The organism is Streptomyces sp. NPDC088354 (genome assembly GCF_044753585.1).
Taxonomy (GTDB): domain Bacteria; phylum Actinomycetota; class Actinomycetes; order Streptomycetales; family Streptomycetaceae; genus Actinacidiphila.
The window spans coordinates 149,222-163,458 of the sequence record NZ_JBIVNJ010000002.1; the positions used below are offsets into that span (position 1 = coordinate 149,222).

The 14,237-nt window shown below is 72.5% G+C and carries 15 protein-coding genes; 11 read left to right on the forward strand and 4 right to left on the reverse strand.

Annotated elements, in window-relative coordinates; all coding sequences use genetic code 11:
- Positions 1–21 precede the first annotated feature (21 nt).
- The 8 genes from ACIP98_RS04025 to ssuE all read left to right on the forward strand — a co-directional run bounded on the left by ACIP98_RS04025 (position 22) and on the right by ssuE (position 7,551).
- Positions 22–1,050, forward strand: coding sequence for an ABC transporter permease (locus ACIP98_RS04025; protein WP_401973601.1), 1,029 nt, complete (start codon positions 22–24; stop codon positions 1,048–1,050).
- Positions 1,051–1,052: 2 nt separating this feature from the next.
- Positions 1,053–1,928 (forward strand): ABC transporter permease, encoded by an 876-nt coding sequence (locus ACIP98_RS04030; RefSeq protein WP_319657452.1) that lies wholly within the window; start codon positions 1,053–1,055, stop codon positions 1,926–1,928.
- Entirely contained in the window at positions 1,925–2,824 is a 900-nt protein-coding gene (locus tag ACIP98_RS04035) for an ABC transporter ATP-binding protein (RefSeq protein ID WP_401973603.1), read from the forward strand. Before ACIP98_RS04030 ends, ACIP98_RS04035 begins: the two co-directional genes overlap by 4 nt.
- The gene (locus tag ACIP98_RS04040; protein ID WP_319657454.1) at positions 2,821–3,666 is read left to right on the forward strand and encodes an ABC transporter ATP-binding protein; all 846 of its coding nucleotides are present in this window, start codon (positions 2,821–2,823) and stop codon (positions 3,664–3,666) included. The genes ACIP98_RS04035 and ACIP98_RS04040 overlap by 4 nt, the downstream gene beginning before the upstream one ends.
- 27 nt (positions 3,667–3,693) lie before the next feature.
- Positions 3,694–5,058, forward strand: a complete 1,365-nt coding sequence (locus ACIP98_RS04045; RefSeq protein WP_401973605.1) for an NtaA/DmoA family FMN-dependent monooxygenase — start codon at positions 3,694–3,696, stop codon at positions 5,056–5,058.
- Positions 5,059–5,068: 10 nt separating this feature from the next.
- Positions 5,069–6,109: an LLM class flavin-dependent oxidoreductase gene (locus ACIP98_RS04050; protein ID WP_401973607.1), complete on the forward strand. Its 1,041-nt coding sequence runs from the start codon at positions 5,069–5,071 to the stop codon at positions 6,107–6,109.
- 1 nt (position 6,110) lies between these two features.
- Entirely contained in the window at positions 6,111–6,878 is a 768-nt protein-coding gene (locus ACIP98_RS04055) for an alpha/beta hydrolase (protein ID WP_401973609.1), read from the forward strand.
- 115 nt (positions 6,879–6,993) lie between these two features.
- Positions 6,994–7,551 (forward strand): NADPH-dependent FMN reductase, encoded by a 558-nt coding sequence (gene ssuE, locus ACIP98_RS04060; protein ID WP_319657458.1) that lies wholly within the window; start codon positions 6,994–6,996, stop codon positions 7,549–7,551.
- 52 nt (positions 7,552–7,603) lie between these two features.
- On the opposite strand, the gene ACIP98_RS04065 is transcribed toward ssuE, so the two are convergent.
- From ACIP98_RS04065 to ACIP98_RS04075, 3 genes are read right to left on the reverse strand one after another with little or no spacing between them, the layout of a single operon-like run.
- Positions 7,604–9,670, reverse strand: a complete 2,067-nt coding sequence (locus ACIP98_RS04065; RefSeq protein ID WP_401973611.1) for an iron ABC transporter permease — start codon at positions 9,668–9,670, stop codon at positions 7,604–7,606.
- Positions 9,671–9,674: 4 nt separating this feature from the next.
- Positions 9,675–10,646, reverse strand: coding sequence for an iron-siderophore ABC transporter substrate-binding protein (locus ACIP98_RS04070; protein ID WP_319657460.1), 972 nt, complete (start codon positions 10,644–10,646; stop codon positions 9,675–9,677).
- Positions 10,643–11,515 (reverse strand): ABC transporter ATP-binding protein, encoded by an 873-nt coding sequence (locus ACIP98_RS04075; RefSeq protein WP_401973613.1) that lies wholly within the window; start codon positions 11,513–11,515, stop codon positions 10,643–10,645. Before ACIP98_RS04075 ends, ACIP98_RS04070 begins: the two co-directional genes overlap by 4 nt.
- A gap of 76 nt (positions 11,516–11,591) precedes the next feature.
- On the opposite strand from ACIP98_RS04075, the gene ACIP98_RS04080 reads away from it, so the two are divergent.
- The 3 genes from ACIP98_RS04080 to ACIP98_RS04090 all read left to right on the forward strand — a co-directional run bounded on the left by ACIP98_RS04080 (position 11,592) and on the right by ACIP98_RS04090 (position 13,592).
- Positions 11,592–12,410 carry a siderophore-interacting protein gene (locus ACIP98_RS04080; RefSeq protein ID WP_401973615.1) on the forward strand — a complete coding sequence of 273 codons (819 nt, stop codon included), beginning with the start codon at positions 11,592–11,594 and terminating at the stop codon, positions 12,408–12,410.
- Positions 12,411–12,501: 91 nt separating this feature from the next.
- Complete coding sequence (locus ACIP98_RS04085) at positions 12,502–13,059, forward strand: hypothetical protein (protein WP_319657463.1); 558 nt, start codon at positions 12,502–12,504, stop codon at positions 13,057–13,059.
- 50 nt (positions 13,060–13,109) lie between these two features.
- Positions 13,110–13,592 (forward strand): hypothetical protein, encoded by a 483-nt coding sequence (locus ACIP98_RS04090; RefSeq protein ID WP_319657464.1) that lies wholly within the window; start codon positions 13,110–13,112, stop codon positions 13,590–13,592.
- 70 nt (positions 13,593–13,662) lie between these two features.
- On the opposite strand, the gene ACIP98_RS04095 is transcribed toward ACIP98_RS04090, so the two are convergent.
- Positions 13,663–14,178, reverse strand: a complete 516-nt coding sequence (locus ACIP98_RS04095; protein WP_319657465.1) for a hypothetical protein — start codon at positions 14,176–14,178, stop codon at positions 13,663–13,665.
- Positions 14,179–14,237: the final 59 nt, after the last annotated feature.

Consider the following 14,237-nt stretch of genomic DNA (forward strand, 5'->3'; position numbering starts at 1 on the left):
CCACCCGAAGGGGGCACCCTCATGACGACCACCGCGGTACCGGTCACCTCTGCCCGCCGTCGCGGGGTCGCCGCGATCAGGGTGCGGCAGGCCGTGAGCCGCATCCTGATCACCCTCGCCCGCTCGATCGCGATCTTCGTGCCCGTGTTCCTGGTCGCGACGTTCGTGACGTTCGCACTGCGGTCGCTGAGCGGCCTCAGTCCGGCGCGGATCCAGCTGGGCGAGGAGGCGACTCCCGAGGCGATCGCCAGGGTCGAGGCACACTGGGGGCTCGACCGGCCCTTCCTCGCCCAGTACTGGGACTGGTTCACCGGCATCCTGCACGGCCGGCTCGGCACCAGTTGGACCAACGGCGCCGACATCTCCACCCTCATCGGCCTCGGCCTCGGCGTCAGCCTCTCGGTCGCGACCTTCGCGCTGATCATCGGTGTGACCGTGGGGTTCACCCTCGGCACGGTGGCGGCACTGCGCAGCACCACCTGGATCGACCGCGCCATCACGGGCTTCGTCACGGTCATCTCGGTGATGCCCGCCTTCGTGGTGGGCATCGTGCTGGTCACCGTCTTCGCCGTCGGACTGCACCTGTTCCCCTCCGCCGGGTACATCCCGGCGGCGCAGGGCGTCGGCCCGTGGCTCGCGCACATCACCCTGCCCGCCGTCGCCCTGAGCTTCGACGTCGTCGCCGATGTCGCCCGCCAACTGCGCAGCAGCCTCATCGCCGCCTACCGCGAGAACTACGTGACGGGCGCGGTGGTCAGGGGACTGGGCCCCAGGCGCATCTTCTTCGGCCACGTCCTGCGCAACGGCATCGGGCCGGCGCTCGCCACCCTGGGCCTGAAGTTCCCCGCGCTGGTCGGTGCCTCCGTCGTCACGGAGTGGATCTTCGGCCTGCAGGGCTTCGGCAGGTTCGCCAACGACTCCGCCCAGGCGGGCGACGTGCCCGCCGTGCAGGGAGTCCTCGTGGTGTCGATCGTCCTGGTCGTCGCCTTCAACCTGATCGTCAACCTGGTGCTGGCGCGTGTGACGCCGGCCTCCCAGCGGGGGGTATGACCATGGTGCGCCGCGTCCTCGCTCTCACCTCCGGCCGGATCGCCGTGGCCGTCCTCGCCGTGATCGCAGCTCTGGCGGTCCTCGGCCCCGTCCTCGCTCCCGACAATCCCCTGGCCACCAGCGACAACACGCTCGCCGGCGCCTCGTTCGCCCACTGGCTGGGCACCGACTACCTCGGCCGCGACGTGCTGAGCCGGCTCCTCGACGGCTCCCGCGTCAGCGTGCTCGGCTCACTGGAGGTCGCGCTCACGGCCCTGGTGGTCGGCGCGATCCCCGGCATCCTGTCGGTCTACCTCGGCCGGGTCTTCGAGTGGATCACCCTGCGCCTGGCCGACACGCTCGTCGCCCTGCCGTTCCTGCTGTTCGCCGTCGCGGTGATCGCCCTCCTCGGCAACGGCATCACCCAGGCCATGCTGGTCACCGGCGCTCTGGTGTCGCCGCTGTTCTACCGGGTGTCCCGCGCCGCCACCCTCGCCGTGGCCCGCTCGCCGTACGTGGAGGCGGCGCTCGTCTCCGGCGCCTCCGTCGGCTGGATCGTCCGCCGCCACGTCTGGGTCAAGGTCCTCCCGCCCCTCGCGGTCGCGCTCGCCCAGACCGTCGGCCTCGGCTTCGTCATCGTGTCGAGCCTGACGTTCCTCGGCATCGGCGTCCAGCCACCCGCGCCCACCTGGGGCGGGCTGCTCGCCTACGACTTGGGCTACCTCAGCCACCAGCCGTGGGCGCCACTGGCACCCGCCCTGCTGATCATGGTCGCCGTCTGGGCCGGCAACCAGCTCGCCGACGCGATCCGTGACGTCTCGGGCGAGGCGGGCCGCGCGCTGGTCAACAGCCGCAAGGCCCGCGCCAACCGACTGGGCGCCACCGGAGGTGCGCGATGACGACCGTGTCAGAGAACCTCGTCCCCGGGCAGGCCGGCAGTGCCGCGCCCGGTGACACAGGCGGGGAAGCGGCCGCCCCGGCATCGCCGGTACTGTCCGTGCGCGACGTACGCATCAGGGACCAGGCCGGCGACCGCGAGATCGTCCGCGGAGTGAGCTTCGAGCTCACCCCCGGCAGGGCGGTCGGCATCGTCGGCGAGTCCGGCAGCGGAAAGACCCTCACCTGCCGCGCCGCACTGGGCATCCTGCCCCCGCACTTCGAGGTGACCGGCGGATCGATCGAGATCCTCGGCACCGACATCGCGACCCTGGCGTCCCCGCAGTGGACGGCCCTTCGGGGCGCCACGATCAGCGCGGTCTTCCAGGACCCCGCCTCCTACCTCAATCCCTCGATCCGGGTCGGTCCCCAGATCGCCGAGGTCGTCCGGGCCAAGAAGGGTCTGAAGCGGCGCGAGGCACGCCACCGCGCCGTCGAGCTGCTGCGGGCGGTGCGACTGCGCGACCCGGAACTCGTGTACAGCCAGTACGCCCACGAGCTCTCCGGAGGCATGCTCCAACGCGTCCTGATCGCGACGGCGATCGCCGCGGACCCGCGGATCCTCATCGCCGACGAGGCGACGACCGCCCTCGACGTCACCGTCCAGGCCGAGATCCTCGACCTCCTCGCCGAACTGCGCGAACGGACAGGACTGGCCCTCGTCCTGGTCTCCCACGACCTGGCCGTCGTCGCCCAGCTGTGCGACGAGGTACTGGTCCTGCGCGACGGCCGGGTCGTGGAACACGGCCCGACGCACACGGTGCTCCACGACCCGCAGCACGACTACACCCGGCTGCTCATCGCCGAGCACGAGCAGTACGGCCTGGACACGTTCCGCACGCCCGAGGAGGACGCGTGACCACCGCACCCGCCGACACCCGGAACCCCGTCCTGGAGGTCACCGGGCTCCAGGTCCACTACGGCCTCCGCCGCAGGCGCCGACGGGCCCTGCACGACGTCTCGTTGAGCGTGGCGCCCGGCGAGACCGTCGGCGTCATCGGCGAGACCGGATCGGGCAAGACCACCCTCGCCCGGGCCGTGCTCGGCCTGGTGCACGCCTCGGCGGGCTCCGTCGTCGTCGACGGCGAGGACGTCAGGACCTACGGCCGGCGGCAATGGCGCGACCTGCGCCGCCGCGGCGTCGTCCAGTACGTCTTCCAGGACCCGCTGCGCAGCCTCGACCCGGACGTCACCATCGAGGACTCCCTGACCGAACCCCTGCTCCTGCAGGGGGTCGCCCGCGAAGCCGCGGCCGAGCGGGTGCGCGCCTTCCTGCCCCGCGTCCGCCTGGACGAGGAGCTCCTGGACCGGTTGCCCGGCGAACTCTCCGGGGGCCAGCGCCAGCGGGTCGCGATCGCCCGCGCCCTGGTCACCGGCCCACGCCTGGTCATCCTGGACGAACCGGTCAGTGCCCTGGACTCGGCCAACCGCGTGCAGGTCCTGGAGATCCTGAAGGAACTGCGCGCGTCCGGCGTGGCCCTGGTCTTCATCTCCCACGACCTCGGCTCGGTGGCCGGCATCTGCGACCGCATCGCCGTGCTCCACCAGGGCGAACTGGTCGAGGCCGGCGCCGCCCGCGACGTCATCGGCCGCCCGCGGCACCCCTACACGCGCCTGCTCGTCGGCTCCGCGCCCACCCTGCGCTCCTCCCCCGCGGACCGTGCCGAACGCGAAGCCCTGCGCGCCCTGCTCAACGCCTGAGACCACGACAGACAGGAAGAAGCCACCATGTCCCGCAGGATCCACCTCGCACTGCACCCCTACGGCGTCGGCGGCCCCGGCCAGCACGGCCTGTGGAGGGACGCGCGCGTCGCCAAGAACGCCAGCATCGACATCAACTACTACATCGCACAGGCCAAGGCGGCGGAACATGCGCTCTTCGACGCGCTGTTCATCGTCGACAGCCAGTTCATCAACGCCACCTACCCGGCCCACTACCTCAACCGGCTGGAACCGCTCACCCTGCTGTCGGCGGTCGCCACGCACACCCGGCACATCGGCCTGGTCGGCACCGCGAGCTCGACCTACAACTCCCCCTTCAACCTCGCCCGCCGCTTCGCCTCCCTCGACCACATCAGCGGCGGCCGCGCCGGCTGGAACGTCGTGACCAGCTTCGACACCGGCACCTCCCGGAACTTCGGGTTCGACGAGCACCTCGACTACGCCACCCGGTACGGTCGCGCCCTGGAGTTCGTCCAGGTGGCCCGCGGGCTGTGGGACTCCTACGAGGACGACGCGTTCCCGGCCGACGTGGACCGCAACGTCTTCCTCGACCCGTCGAAACTGCACGCGCTCGACCACGTCGGCGAGCATTTCAAGGTCGCCGGCCCGCTCAACCTCTCCCGGTCGCCGCAGGGCCAGCCCGTGATCTTCCAGGCCGGGGTCTCCGAGGAGGGCCGCGACCTCGCCGCGCGGGTGGCCGAGGGCATCTACGCGCCCGGCGGCTCATTGGAGCAGGCCCACGACTACTACACCGACATCAAGCGGCGCACCGCGTCCTACGGCCGCGACCCCGAGCACATCAAGATCTTCATCCACGGAAGCCCCGTCGTCGCCGCCACCGACGAGGCCGCCCGGCGCCGCGAGCGGGAGATCTTCGAGGAGGACAACGACTTCGACCGCAACCTCGCGCTGCTCGGCCGCGCTTTCGGCGCCTACGACTTCAGCGGGCACGACCTGGACGCGCCGTTCCCCGACGTCGCCCACCTCGCCGAGAAGGGCGGCAGGACCGGCGCCGCACGGATCATCGAGCGGGCCAGGGCCGGGAACCTCACCTTGCGTCAAGTGGCGAACTCGGCGAACGAGTTCCGCACCTCGCCCTTCGTCGGCGCACCGGAGACCGTCGCCGACACCATCGAGCGGTGGTTCCGGGCCGACACCTTCGACGGCATCAACCTGGCCTTCCGCACCACCGACGAACTCGCCCTCTTCGTCGACGGCGTCGTGCCGGTCCTGCAGAAGCGGGGCCTGTTCCGCTCCGAGTACGAGGCCGACACGCTGCGCGGCAATCTGGGCCTGCCGATCCCGGCCAACCGCCACTCCGCCGAAGGCCGGCTCGCGGGCGGCCTCCTCGACGACCTCGTCACCTCCTGAGGGCCGCCCCATGACCTCCGCGACACCGCGCTTCCGGCTCGGCTTCCTCACCCATGTCCAAAGCCGCGACGACAACCCGGCCCGGACCTACCGCAACGCCCAGGAACTCTTCGTCGCCGCCGACGAACTCGGCTTCGACGTCGGCTGGGTGGCCCAGCACCACGTCCCCGCCGGCGGGGGCGGACTGTCCTCGCCGTGGACCTTCCTCGCCCACGCCGCGGCCAGGACCAGCCGCATCCGGCTCGGTACCGCCATCACCGTCCTCCCCCTGGAGGACCCGGTGCGCCTCGCCGAGGACATCGCCACCGTCGACACGCTCAGCGGCGGCCGCGTCGAGATCGGCGTTGGCAGCGGCTACAACGCCCTGGAGTATGCCGCGTTCGGCAAGGACGTCGCCCGCAAGCGCGAACTGACCAGCGAACACCTCGACCTCCTGCGCCGGGCCCTGGCCGACGAGGAGGTACGGGCACCCGGCTTCCGGGTGCAGCCGGCCGCCGGCGATTTCACCGACCGCCTGTGGCAGGGCGTCTTCAGCGCGCAGGGAGCCGCGTACGCCGCGGCCGCCGGCTCGAACCTGCTGCTGAACCGGGCCGCGTACGGGTTCGACGCCCCGACCGACACCGTGCAGCGCCCGTGGGCGGACGCCTTCCTCGCCGCCTGGGACCGGCCGCGCCGCCCGCGCATCGGCCTCTCCCGGTTCGTGTTCCCGGCGAAGGACAAGCGCACCGCGCTCCGGCAGATCGGCGACGACGTCCACCGGGCGGCGTCGCGCATGGCGGACAGCGGCGCCTTCCCCAAGGGCCTGGACGTGGACGAGGCCTTGCGCCGCTTCCACGCGTTCCACGGCGCTCCCGAGGAGATCGTCGCCGCGCTGCGGCAGGAGCGGGTGCTGCCGGTCGCGACCGATCTGATCACCCAGTTCAATCCCGCCGTCCCGGACCACGACGCGGCGCTGCGCGCCCTCGAACTCATCGCGACGCAGGTCGCGCCCGCCCTGGGGTGGCAGCGCGCCGGCGCACCCCGGACCGAGCCAGAGCCCGCGGGAGTCTGACATGACCGAGTACACCGACCATCACGCCCCGGAGGGCCTGCGCACACGCGGCACGATCATCGTGGTGCCCGGCCGCGGGGAGACACGGGCGACCTACACCCGGTTCGGCAGGCGTCTGGCCGCCGACGCCTATCGCGTCCGGGTGATCGACGCGCCGGACGTGAGCGCCGACGACCCGGCGGGCCCAGGAGCCGCCTTCGGCGGGCTCCTCACCGAAGCCGTCGAGAGCGCCGCCGCCGAGGACGGCGTCATCCGTCCGCTCGTCCTGGTGGGAGCCGACTCGGGCGCCCTCGCGATCGCCGCGTTCCTCGGCCGCGCCGGCCAGGCGGGCGTCCGGCAGCCCGACGCCGTCGTCCTGGCAGGGTTGCCGGGCCGGGCCGCCACGGCCCCCGGCACGTGGGAGGACGAGCTGGACGTCCGCACCTCCTGCCCCACGCACCGGGGCACGCTCACGCGGGATCCGCGGGTGCGCCGGGGCTCACTCGGCGATCCGATTCCGGACGCCCTGCTCACCGCCGCCCACGAGAACGAAGCCGCCGTCCCGGCGCTGCTCCTCGTCGGCGACGCCGATCCGCTCGCGGACCGCGGCACACTCGGACGGGCCGCCAAGTCCCTGCCGCGGGCCCGTCTGGCGGTGGTGCGCGGCGCCCACCACGACGTCCTCAACGACCTCCAGCACCGGTCGGTCGCGGCCGAGGTCGTCACGTTCCTGGAGGCGCTCCGCGACGGCCTGACCCCCGTGGTCACGGTGGAGGCGAGCGCCTGGTGAACGCCGCCGGCGCGACTCCTCCCGCCCCGCGGACACCGTAGAGCCCGGCTTCCCCCATCCGCCGGCGAAGTACCCAGCCCCCGGTACGTCCGTACCCCGAACCCGGAAGGTCCGCATGGCCGTCATCCTGTCCGTCTCCGGAAGCCCCTCCGCCACCTCCCGCACCGCACGACTGCTCCGCCATCTGGACGACCGGCTGCGGCTCCAGGGCCACGACGTGGTCTCCCTGGAGGTGCGCACCCTGCCGGCCGAGGCACTGCTCGGCGCCGACTTCGGGCACCCCGCCATCACCGGGGCCGCGGCGCTGTTCCAGCAGGCCGACGGCGTGGTGATCGGCACGCCCGTCTACAAGGCCGCCTATTCGGGGCTCCTCAAGTCGCTGCTCGACCTGCTCCCGCAGTACGCGCTGACCGACAAGACCGTGCTGCCCCTGGCCACGGGCGGCACCACGGCCCATGTCCTGGCCATCGACTACGCGCTGCGTCCGGTGCTGAGTTCCATGGGCGCGGCGCACATCGTGCCGGGCTGGTTCACGCTGGACAAGGACATCGCCGTGGCCGACGACGGCACGCTGACCGTGGCACCGGCGGCCGCCGAGGCCCTGGTCCAGGTCACCGACCGCTTCTCCGCCGCGCTGGGAGGACGCACGACCGTCCTGGCGCCCACGGGATGACCGGCGGGCGGCGGGCGGTGACCCGCCCGCCGCCCGGTCCTGACGCCTGGTCCTACCGCCGGGTGCGCAGCAGCAGCCACAGGAAGTACGGCGTGCCGATGACGGCCGTCATCAGGCCGGCGCCGAGCTGCGCCGGTGCGATGACCGTACGTCCGAGGACGTCGGCGGTACAGACGAGCACGGCACCGATGAGGACCGCGACCGGCACGACCCGCACGTGCCGGCGGCCCACGAGGGCCCGGGCCGCGTGCGGGGCGACGAGCCCGACGAAGCCGATCGTGCCCGCGGCGGCCACGGCGGTGGCGGTCAGCAGCACGCTCGTCACGAGGAACACGAGCCGGGCCCGCGCCGGTCGCAGACCGAGCAGGCGAGGGGTGTCCTCGTCGACGGACAGCAGGTCCAGCTCGGCGCGCCGCACCACGGCCACCACGAGGCCCAGGGCGAGGGCGGCCGTGACGGGCAGCGTGTCGGGCACGGTCCGCCCGTAGGTCGAACCGGACAGCCAGGTCAGGGCCTTCGTCGCGTTGAAGGGGTCGGTCAGGACAATGAGCAGGCTGATGAGGGCCGTTGTCGCCGCGGAGACGCCGACGCCGACGAGCACCAGGCGGGTGTGCCGGAAGCCGCCCCGCGCCGCGAGCCCGAAGACGACGAGGGCGGTCGCCGCGGCGCCCGCGAAGGCGGCGCCCGCCACGCTCCACGCCCCCGCCGCGGACACCGTCGTCACGAACAGGACGGCGCCCAGCGCGGCGCCGCCCGAGACCCCGAGGATGCCCGGATCCGCCAGCGGGTTGCGGGTGACGGCCTGCACCAGTGTCCCGGACAGGGCCAGCGCCGCCCCCGCCAGGAGCGCCGCCAGCACCCGCGGCAGGCGTGTGTCCAGGACGAAGGAGACGGTCTGGCCGGCCCTGCCCTGCGCCCAGTTGGCCACGTCGCCGAGCAGCAGTTCGGAGTCGCCCAGCAGAACGCCGGCGACGGTCACCGCCACGAGGGCGGCGACGAGGACGGCCACCGTCACCACGAACGCCGTCCGGCCCGGGACGCGCGGCCGCTCCGGCTCGCTCACCCCGGCGGTCTCCCTCACCCGCAGTGCCATCACGACGAGGAACACCGCACCGACGAGGCCGGTGACGACCCCGGTGGGCACGGCGACGGCGAGTTGGGCCTTCACCACCGCGCGCAGCAGGACGTCCGCGCCGAGCACCAGGCCGGCACCGGCCAGGCCCGTGACCGGCATCCTCACCCGGCTTCTGGCCAACGGCCGCGACATCCGGGTGAGGGGCCGTACGAGGGCGGGCGCGCACAGGCCGACGAAACCGATCGGCCCGGCGAGCGTCACCGCCGCGGCCGAAAGCAGCGAGGCGAGCACGACCACCGTGATCCGGGTGCCCCGGACGGGAACACCGAGGCCGCGGGCCGCGTCGTCGCCGAGCGCCAGGGCATCCACCCGGCGGGCCGTCAGCAGCAGCCCGGCGAGACCGGCGACGGCCACGGGTGCCATCTGCACGACGCCGTCGAAGCCGTTCTGGCTGATACTGCCCTGGCTCCACTGGTAGAGGCCGTTGGTCCGCTGGGGGAAGAGCAGGATCAGCCCCTCGGTGAGGGAGGACAGACCGAGGGTCAGCGCGCTGCCGGCCAGGACCAGCCGCACGGTCCCCGCGCCCGGCCCGCCCAGTGCCAGGACGGCGGCCGCGGCGGCGAGGCCCCCGAGGAAGGCCACGCCGGAGGAGGCGAGCAGGGGGAGCGACACGCCGGTGACCGTGAGGAGGCCGAGGGCGAACCAGGAGCCGGCGTTCACGGCGAGTGTGTCGGGCGCGGCGAGCACGTTGCGGCTCACGGCCTGAAGGGCGGCCCCGGCCACGCCCAGTGCGGCCCCGACCAGGAGGCCCGCGGCCGCCCGGGGCAGACGGGAGGCGATCACGACGGAGGCGTCGGCGGGGTCGGACCGCCCGAGGAGCGCCTTCGCCACCTCGGCCGGTCCGACGGATGCCGTGCCCTGGGTGATGTCGACGACCGCGAGGATCGCGACCAGGAGCACGAGCACGGCCGTCACCGCGGCTGCGCCCGTCCTGGAGGTGACCGTGTGCGGACGGATGGCGGGGGACGTTGCGGTGACGGCCACGGCGTTACTCGGTCAGGGCGCCGACGACGGCGTCGATGTACGACTCCATCGCCCGCGGGCCGCCGAACATCCAGACGCCGTCGGGCAGTCGGTGCACGTTGCCCTTCTTCACGAACGGCAGGGACTTCCACACGGCGTTCTCGGCGAGGTCGTCGGCGAACACGTCGCTGGGCTCGCTGTCACTGCCGATGTACGCGAACCGGACGTCGCCGAGGCCGGTCAGGCCCTCGACGTCGGTGGCGGCCAGACCGTAGTCCTTGTCGCCCTTCATGGTCCAGGCGTTCTTCAGGCCGAGTGCCTCGTTGACGCCGCCGATGAGCGAGCCGCTGGTGTAGGGGCGCACGGAGACCTGGTGGGAGGCGACCCAGCCGTCGGCGAAGGCGATCCTCGTGCCCTTCAGGCCGGCGTCCGCCAGCACCTTGGCGCCCTCGGCGACCTTGGTGTCGAACGCCTTCTTCGCCTGGTCCGCCCGGGCCGCGGTGCCGGTCGCCTCGGCGATGAGGTCGAGGTTCTCCTTCATCCGCCCGACCGGGTCGGCGGCGTCGGCGGGCCGGACCTCCAGGACCGGGGCGATCTTCCTCAACTGCTCGACGGCGGAGGCCTGAAGGTCGGTGGTGGCGACGATCAGATCGGGGGACAGCGAGGCGATGGTGTCCATGCTGGGCTCACCACGGGTGCCGATGTCCTTGGGCGTGTTCCTCAGCGGGGCCGAGGTGTCCCAGGTGGTGTAGCCCTTGACGTCTGCGACGCCGACGGGGTCCACCCCGAGCGTCACGAGGCTTTCCACGACGTTCCATTCGGTGCCGACGACCTTCTTGGCGGGCCTGTCGAGCGTGACCTCGGCACCGGTCGCGTCGGTGAGGGTGATGCCCTCGGCGGCCTTGTCGGCTCCGGTGGCGGCGGGCTCGGTGGTCCCGCAGCCGGCGAGGGCGAGGGCCGCGGCAGCGGCGGCCGTGACGAGCAGGTGGCGTCTCATGAGGTGGTGCTGAGCCTTTCGGGTCGTGCGTGGTGGCGGCCGACGGCGCGGGTGCGCGGCAGGCCGGTCAGGGGGTCGATGTCGACATCGACCCGGATGCCGTAGGTGTGGGTGAGGCGTTCCGGTGTCAGCACGTCCTCGGGACGGCCCTCGGCGACGATCCGGCCCGCGCACAGCAGCGCGATCCGGTCGGCCACGGCCGCCGCCTGGTCCAGGTCGTGCAGGACGACCCCGACCGCGATGCCGTGGCTGTCGGCCAGATCCCGGATCAGGTCCAGGAGTTCGACCTGGTAGCGCAGATCGAGATAGGTCGTGGGCTCGTCGAGCAGCAGCACGCCGGTCTGCTGGGCGAGGCAGCTCGCCAGCCAGACCCGCTGGAGCTGCCCGCCGGAGAGCTGCTCGGCGGCACGGCCCGCCAGGTCCTCGACGCCGGTCATGGCCAACGCACGCCGGACCGCCGCCGGTCCTTCGGGGTCGGGCCGGCCCCAGCGCCCCCGGTGGGGGTAGCGGCCGAACTCCACGAGATCCCGCACGGTCAGACCGCCCGGCGTGGGGCGCCCCTGGGTCAGCAGGGCCACCCGGCGGGAGAACTCACGGGTCGTCAGGGCAAGCCCGTCGGTGGCGCCCCCGTCCGCCGTGCCGATCGTCAATGTGGCACTGCGGGCCCGCTGGAGGCGGGCCACCGTGCGCAGAAGCGTCGACTTGCCGCTGCCGTTGGGACCTACGAGGGCGGTCACCTCACCAGGCCGGAGCGTGATCGCCGCGCCGTGCACGACGTCTGCTCCGCCGTACGACACGGTCACATCCCGCGCCGCCAGTCGGTGACCGCGCACGCCGGAGGCCGCGGTCGTCTCTTCACCAGAACTCACGAACGAAGGTTAGCCTAACCTAACCACCACCTCACACCACCCCCGCGACTCACTAAACTTAGGCTAACCTTCCTTCATGGCGAAGATCCCACGGCTCATGCCCCAGAACCCCCGAATGTTCCGCGCCGAGGTGGTCCGCGCCGAACGGGTCTCCCCCTCCATGCACCGCGTGACCGTGACGGGCGCGGATCTCGCCGAGTTCCCGTGGATGGGCTACGACCACTGGTTCCGCCTCTTCATGCAGCTGCCCCACCAGTCCGCCCTGCGGCTGCCGGAGTTCACCGGCGACCGGTGGTGGCACGCCTACCTCGACCTCCCCGAGGACGAGCGGCCGCACTGCGCGAACTACACCGTGGCCGGTTTCCGTCCCGAAGCCGCCGAGATGGACATCGACTTCGTCGTCCACCGCGGCCCCACCGGCGAACTCGAAGGCCGCGCCGCGGTCTGGGCCTGCGCCGCCCGCCCCGGCGACGGACTCGCGGTGCTCGACCAGGGCGTCATGTTCGACCGTCCGGCGGACGCCTCCGAGGTCATCGTGGTGGCCGAGGAGACCGGGCTGCCCGCCACCGCGGGCATCCTGCGCTCACTCCCCCGCGACACCGTCGGCCGGGTGATCCAGGAGATCCCCTCCGAGGGCGACCGCCGCGACCTCGACGCCCCCGCCGCGATGACCGTCACCTGGGTCGTCCGCGACAACCCCCACTCCGTCCCCGGTCACGCGGCACTGGACGAACTCCGCCGGCTCACCACCGTCGACACCGCCGCCTACGCCTTCGTCGTCGGCGAGTCCGGCCTCTCCACCAAGGGCCGCAGACACCTCCACCGCGCCGGCCTGCCCAAGCACCGCATCACCTTCTCGGGCTTCTGGAGGCACGAGGCGCACCAGCCCGCCTGACGCGCACCCGTTGAGGTGGTGTTTCAAGCGGAAGGCTGAGGGCAGGGGTCGGACGAGGGGGGTTCCCGGAGTCGCAAGGGAGTCCGGCCCCATGTCGACAGACACACTTCTGGCGATCATCATTCCCATCGTGGTGGTACTGGCCATCATCGCGGTGGTGGCCGCGCTGATCGTGCGCCGCCGCCGCTTGCGCCGGCAGTTCGGTCCCGAGTACGAACGGACCGTCGAGGGCACCGGCAGCCGCAGGGAAGCCGAACGGGACCTCAACGCCCGTACGAAACGGCACGACTCCCTGGACATCAAGCCGCTGCAAAGCGGCGTCCGCGACCGCTACGCGCGGGACTGGACCAGTGTCCAGGAGGAGTTCGTGGACCGCCCGGAAGATGCCGTGCACGATGCGGACAGCCTGGTGACCTCGCTCATGCACGAGCGCGGTTACCCGACCGAGGACTTCGACCAGCAGATCAAGGACCTCTCGGTGGAGCACGGCCACACGCTGGAGCACTACCGGGAGGCTCACGAGGTCAACGCCCTCAGCTCCCGGCACCAGGCCACGACCGAGCAACTGCGCGGCGCCATGGTGCACTACCGCGCCCTGTTCGACGACCTCCTCACCGACGGCGGCGAGTCCCGCCACGTCCGGGCCTGACCAGGGTTCCGGTCCACGACGCCGCCACCACGACAAGAGGCGGAGGAAAAATGGAACGCGACCGCGCACGACCCTCCCGCGAGACCGCTATGACCACCGAGGAACTCGCCCAGCCACGCGAGCAGTTCGACGCTCCCCCCGGCCGGTCGGACACGCCCCGGGCCCCCGCCTATCCCGGCGAGGGCACCGAATCGGTCCGCAAACCGTCCGAACCCCCGGCGGAGATGCCCGGAGCACCCGCGCAGAACACCTCCGCGGACCAGTCTCCGCAGTTGCTGACCTCGCAGGACGAGGAGAGCTTCCGCGCCCGCTGGCAGGAGATCCAGAGCGAGTTCGTCGACGATCCCCGCGACGCCGTGCACACCGCCGACGCCCTGGTCGCCGACGTGATGCAGAAGCTCGCGGCGACGTTCGCCCACCACAAGCAGGAGCTGGAGGGGCAGTGGGACCGCGGGGAGCAGGTGGACACCGAGGACCTGCGTACGGCTCTGCGCCAGTACCGGTCGTTCTTCAACCGGCTGCTGACCACCTGAGCCCAGGGGTCCCGCGCACGGCGTGCGCGGGACCCCTGCCTGCCCGGTGCCGGGCGACCCGAGTCACGAGTCACGGCGGAGGGTCTTCCACGGTGACGGTGACCGTCGCGGGCCGCCCGCCCTCGTCGTGTTCGGGTCGGGCCCGGTTCTGCGCACCGGTGATCAGCAGCCAGGCCCAGCGCGTCCGCGTGTCGGGATTCAGCACGCCCTGGGCGGTCACGGCCAGCCGGAACCACATGAGGGCCGAGCGGTTCGTGAGGCCGATCGAGATCAACCGCAGCCATCGCACCAGGCCCGTGTTCTCCCCCACTTCGGCGGGGAGAACGCCGAACAGCCCGACGGCATCGCCCTCCCTCAGCAGCCGCAGCCCTCTCGCGGCGGCCTCGGCGGGCGTCTGGTCCTCGCCCGCGCGGTAGGCACTGAACAGGGCGATGGCGACAAGGGCTCGCACGCTTCGCAGGAAGGCCGGGAAGTCCCAGCCCCATGCGGAGCCGCTGTCCATCAACCGCCGGCGATACGCCGCGTCCCGCAGGCACTCCCCGAGAATCGCGCCCGCCTCCTGTTCGCACCTGGCAAACGTGACCACGTCCTGCCTCCCCCGGCCCTCGCCCGTCGGTGTCCACGATGCCCCCGGTCGCCGCCATC

Coding starts and splice junctions, on each gene's coding strand:
- ACIP98_RS04025 (WP_401973601.1), top strand. CDS start 22: ATGACGACCACCGCGGTACCGGTCACCTCTGCCCGCCGTCGCGGGGTC.
- ACIP98_RS04030 (WP_319657452.1), top strand. CDS start 1,053: ATGGTGCGCCGCGTCCTCGCTCTCACCTCCGGCCGGATCGCCGTGGCC.
- ACIP98_RS04035 (WP_401973603.1), top strand. CDS start 1,925: ATGACGACCGTGTCAGAGAACCTCGTCCCCGGGCAGGCCGGCAGTGCC.
- ACIP98_RS04045 (WP_401973605.1), top strand. CDS start 3,694: ATGTCCCGCAGGATCCACCTCGCACTGCACCCCTACGGCGTCGGCGGC.
- ACIP98_RS04050 (WP_401973607.1), top strand. CDS start 5,069: ATGACCTCCGCGACACCGCGCTTCCGGCTCGGCTTCCTCACCCATGTC.
- ACIP98_RS04055 (WP_401973609.1), top strand. CDS start 6,111: ATGACCGAGTACACCGACCATCACGCCCCGGAGGGCCTGCGCACACGC.
- ssuE (WP_319657458.1), top strand. CDS start 6,994: ATGGCCGTCATCCTGTCCGTCTCCGGAAGCCCCTCCGCCACCTCCCGC.
- ACIP98_RS04070 (WP_319657460.1), bottom strand. CDS start 10,646: ATGAGACGCCACCTGCTCGTCACGGCCGCCGCTGCCGCGGCCCTCGCC.
- ACIP98_RS04080 (WP_401973615.1), top strand. CDS start 11,592: ATGGCGAAGATCCCACGGCTCATGCCCCAGAACCCCCGAATGTTCCGC.
- ACIP98_RS04085 (WP_319657463.1), top strand. CDS start 12,502: ATGTCGACAGACACACTTCTGGCGATCATCATTCCCATCGTGGTGGTA.
- ACIP98_RS04090 (WP_319657464.1), top strand. CDS start 13,110: ATGGAACGCGACCGCGCACGACCCTCCCGCGAGACCGCTATGACCACC.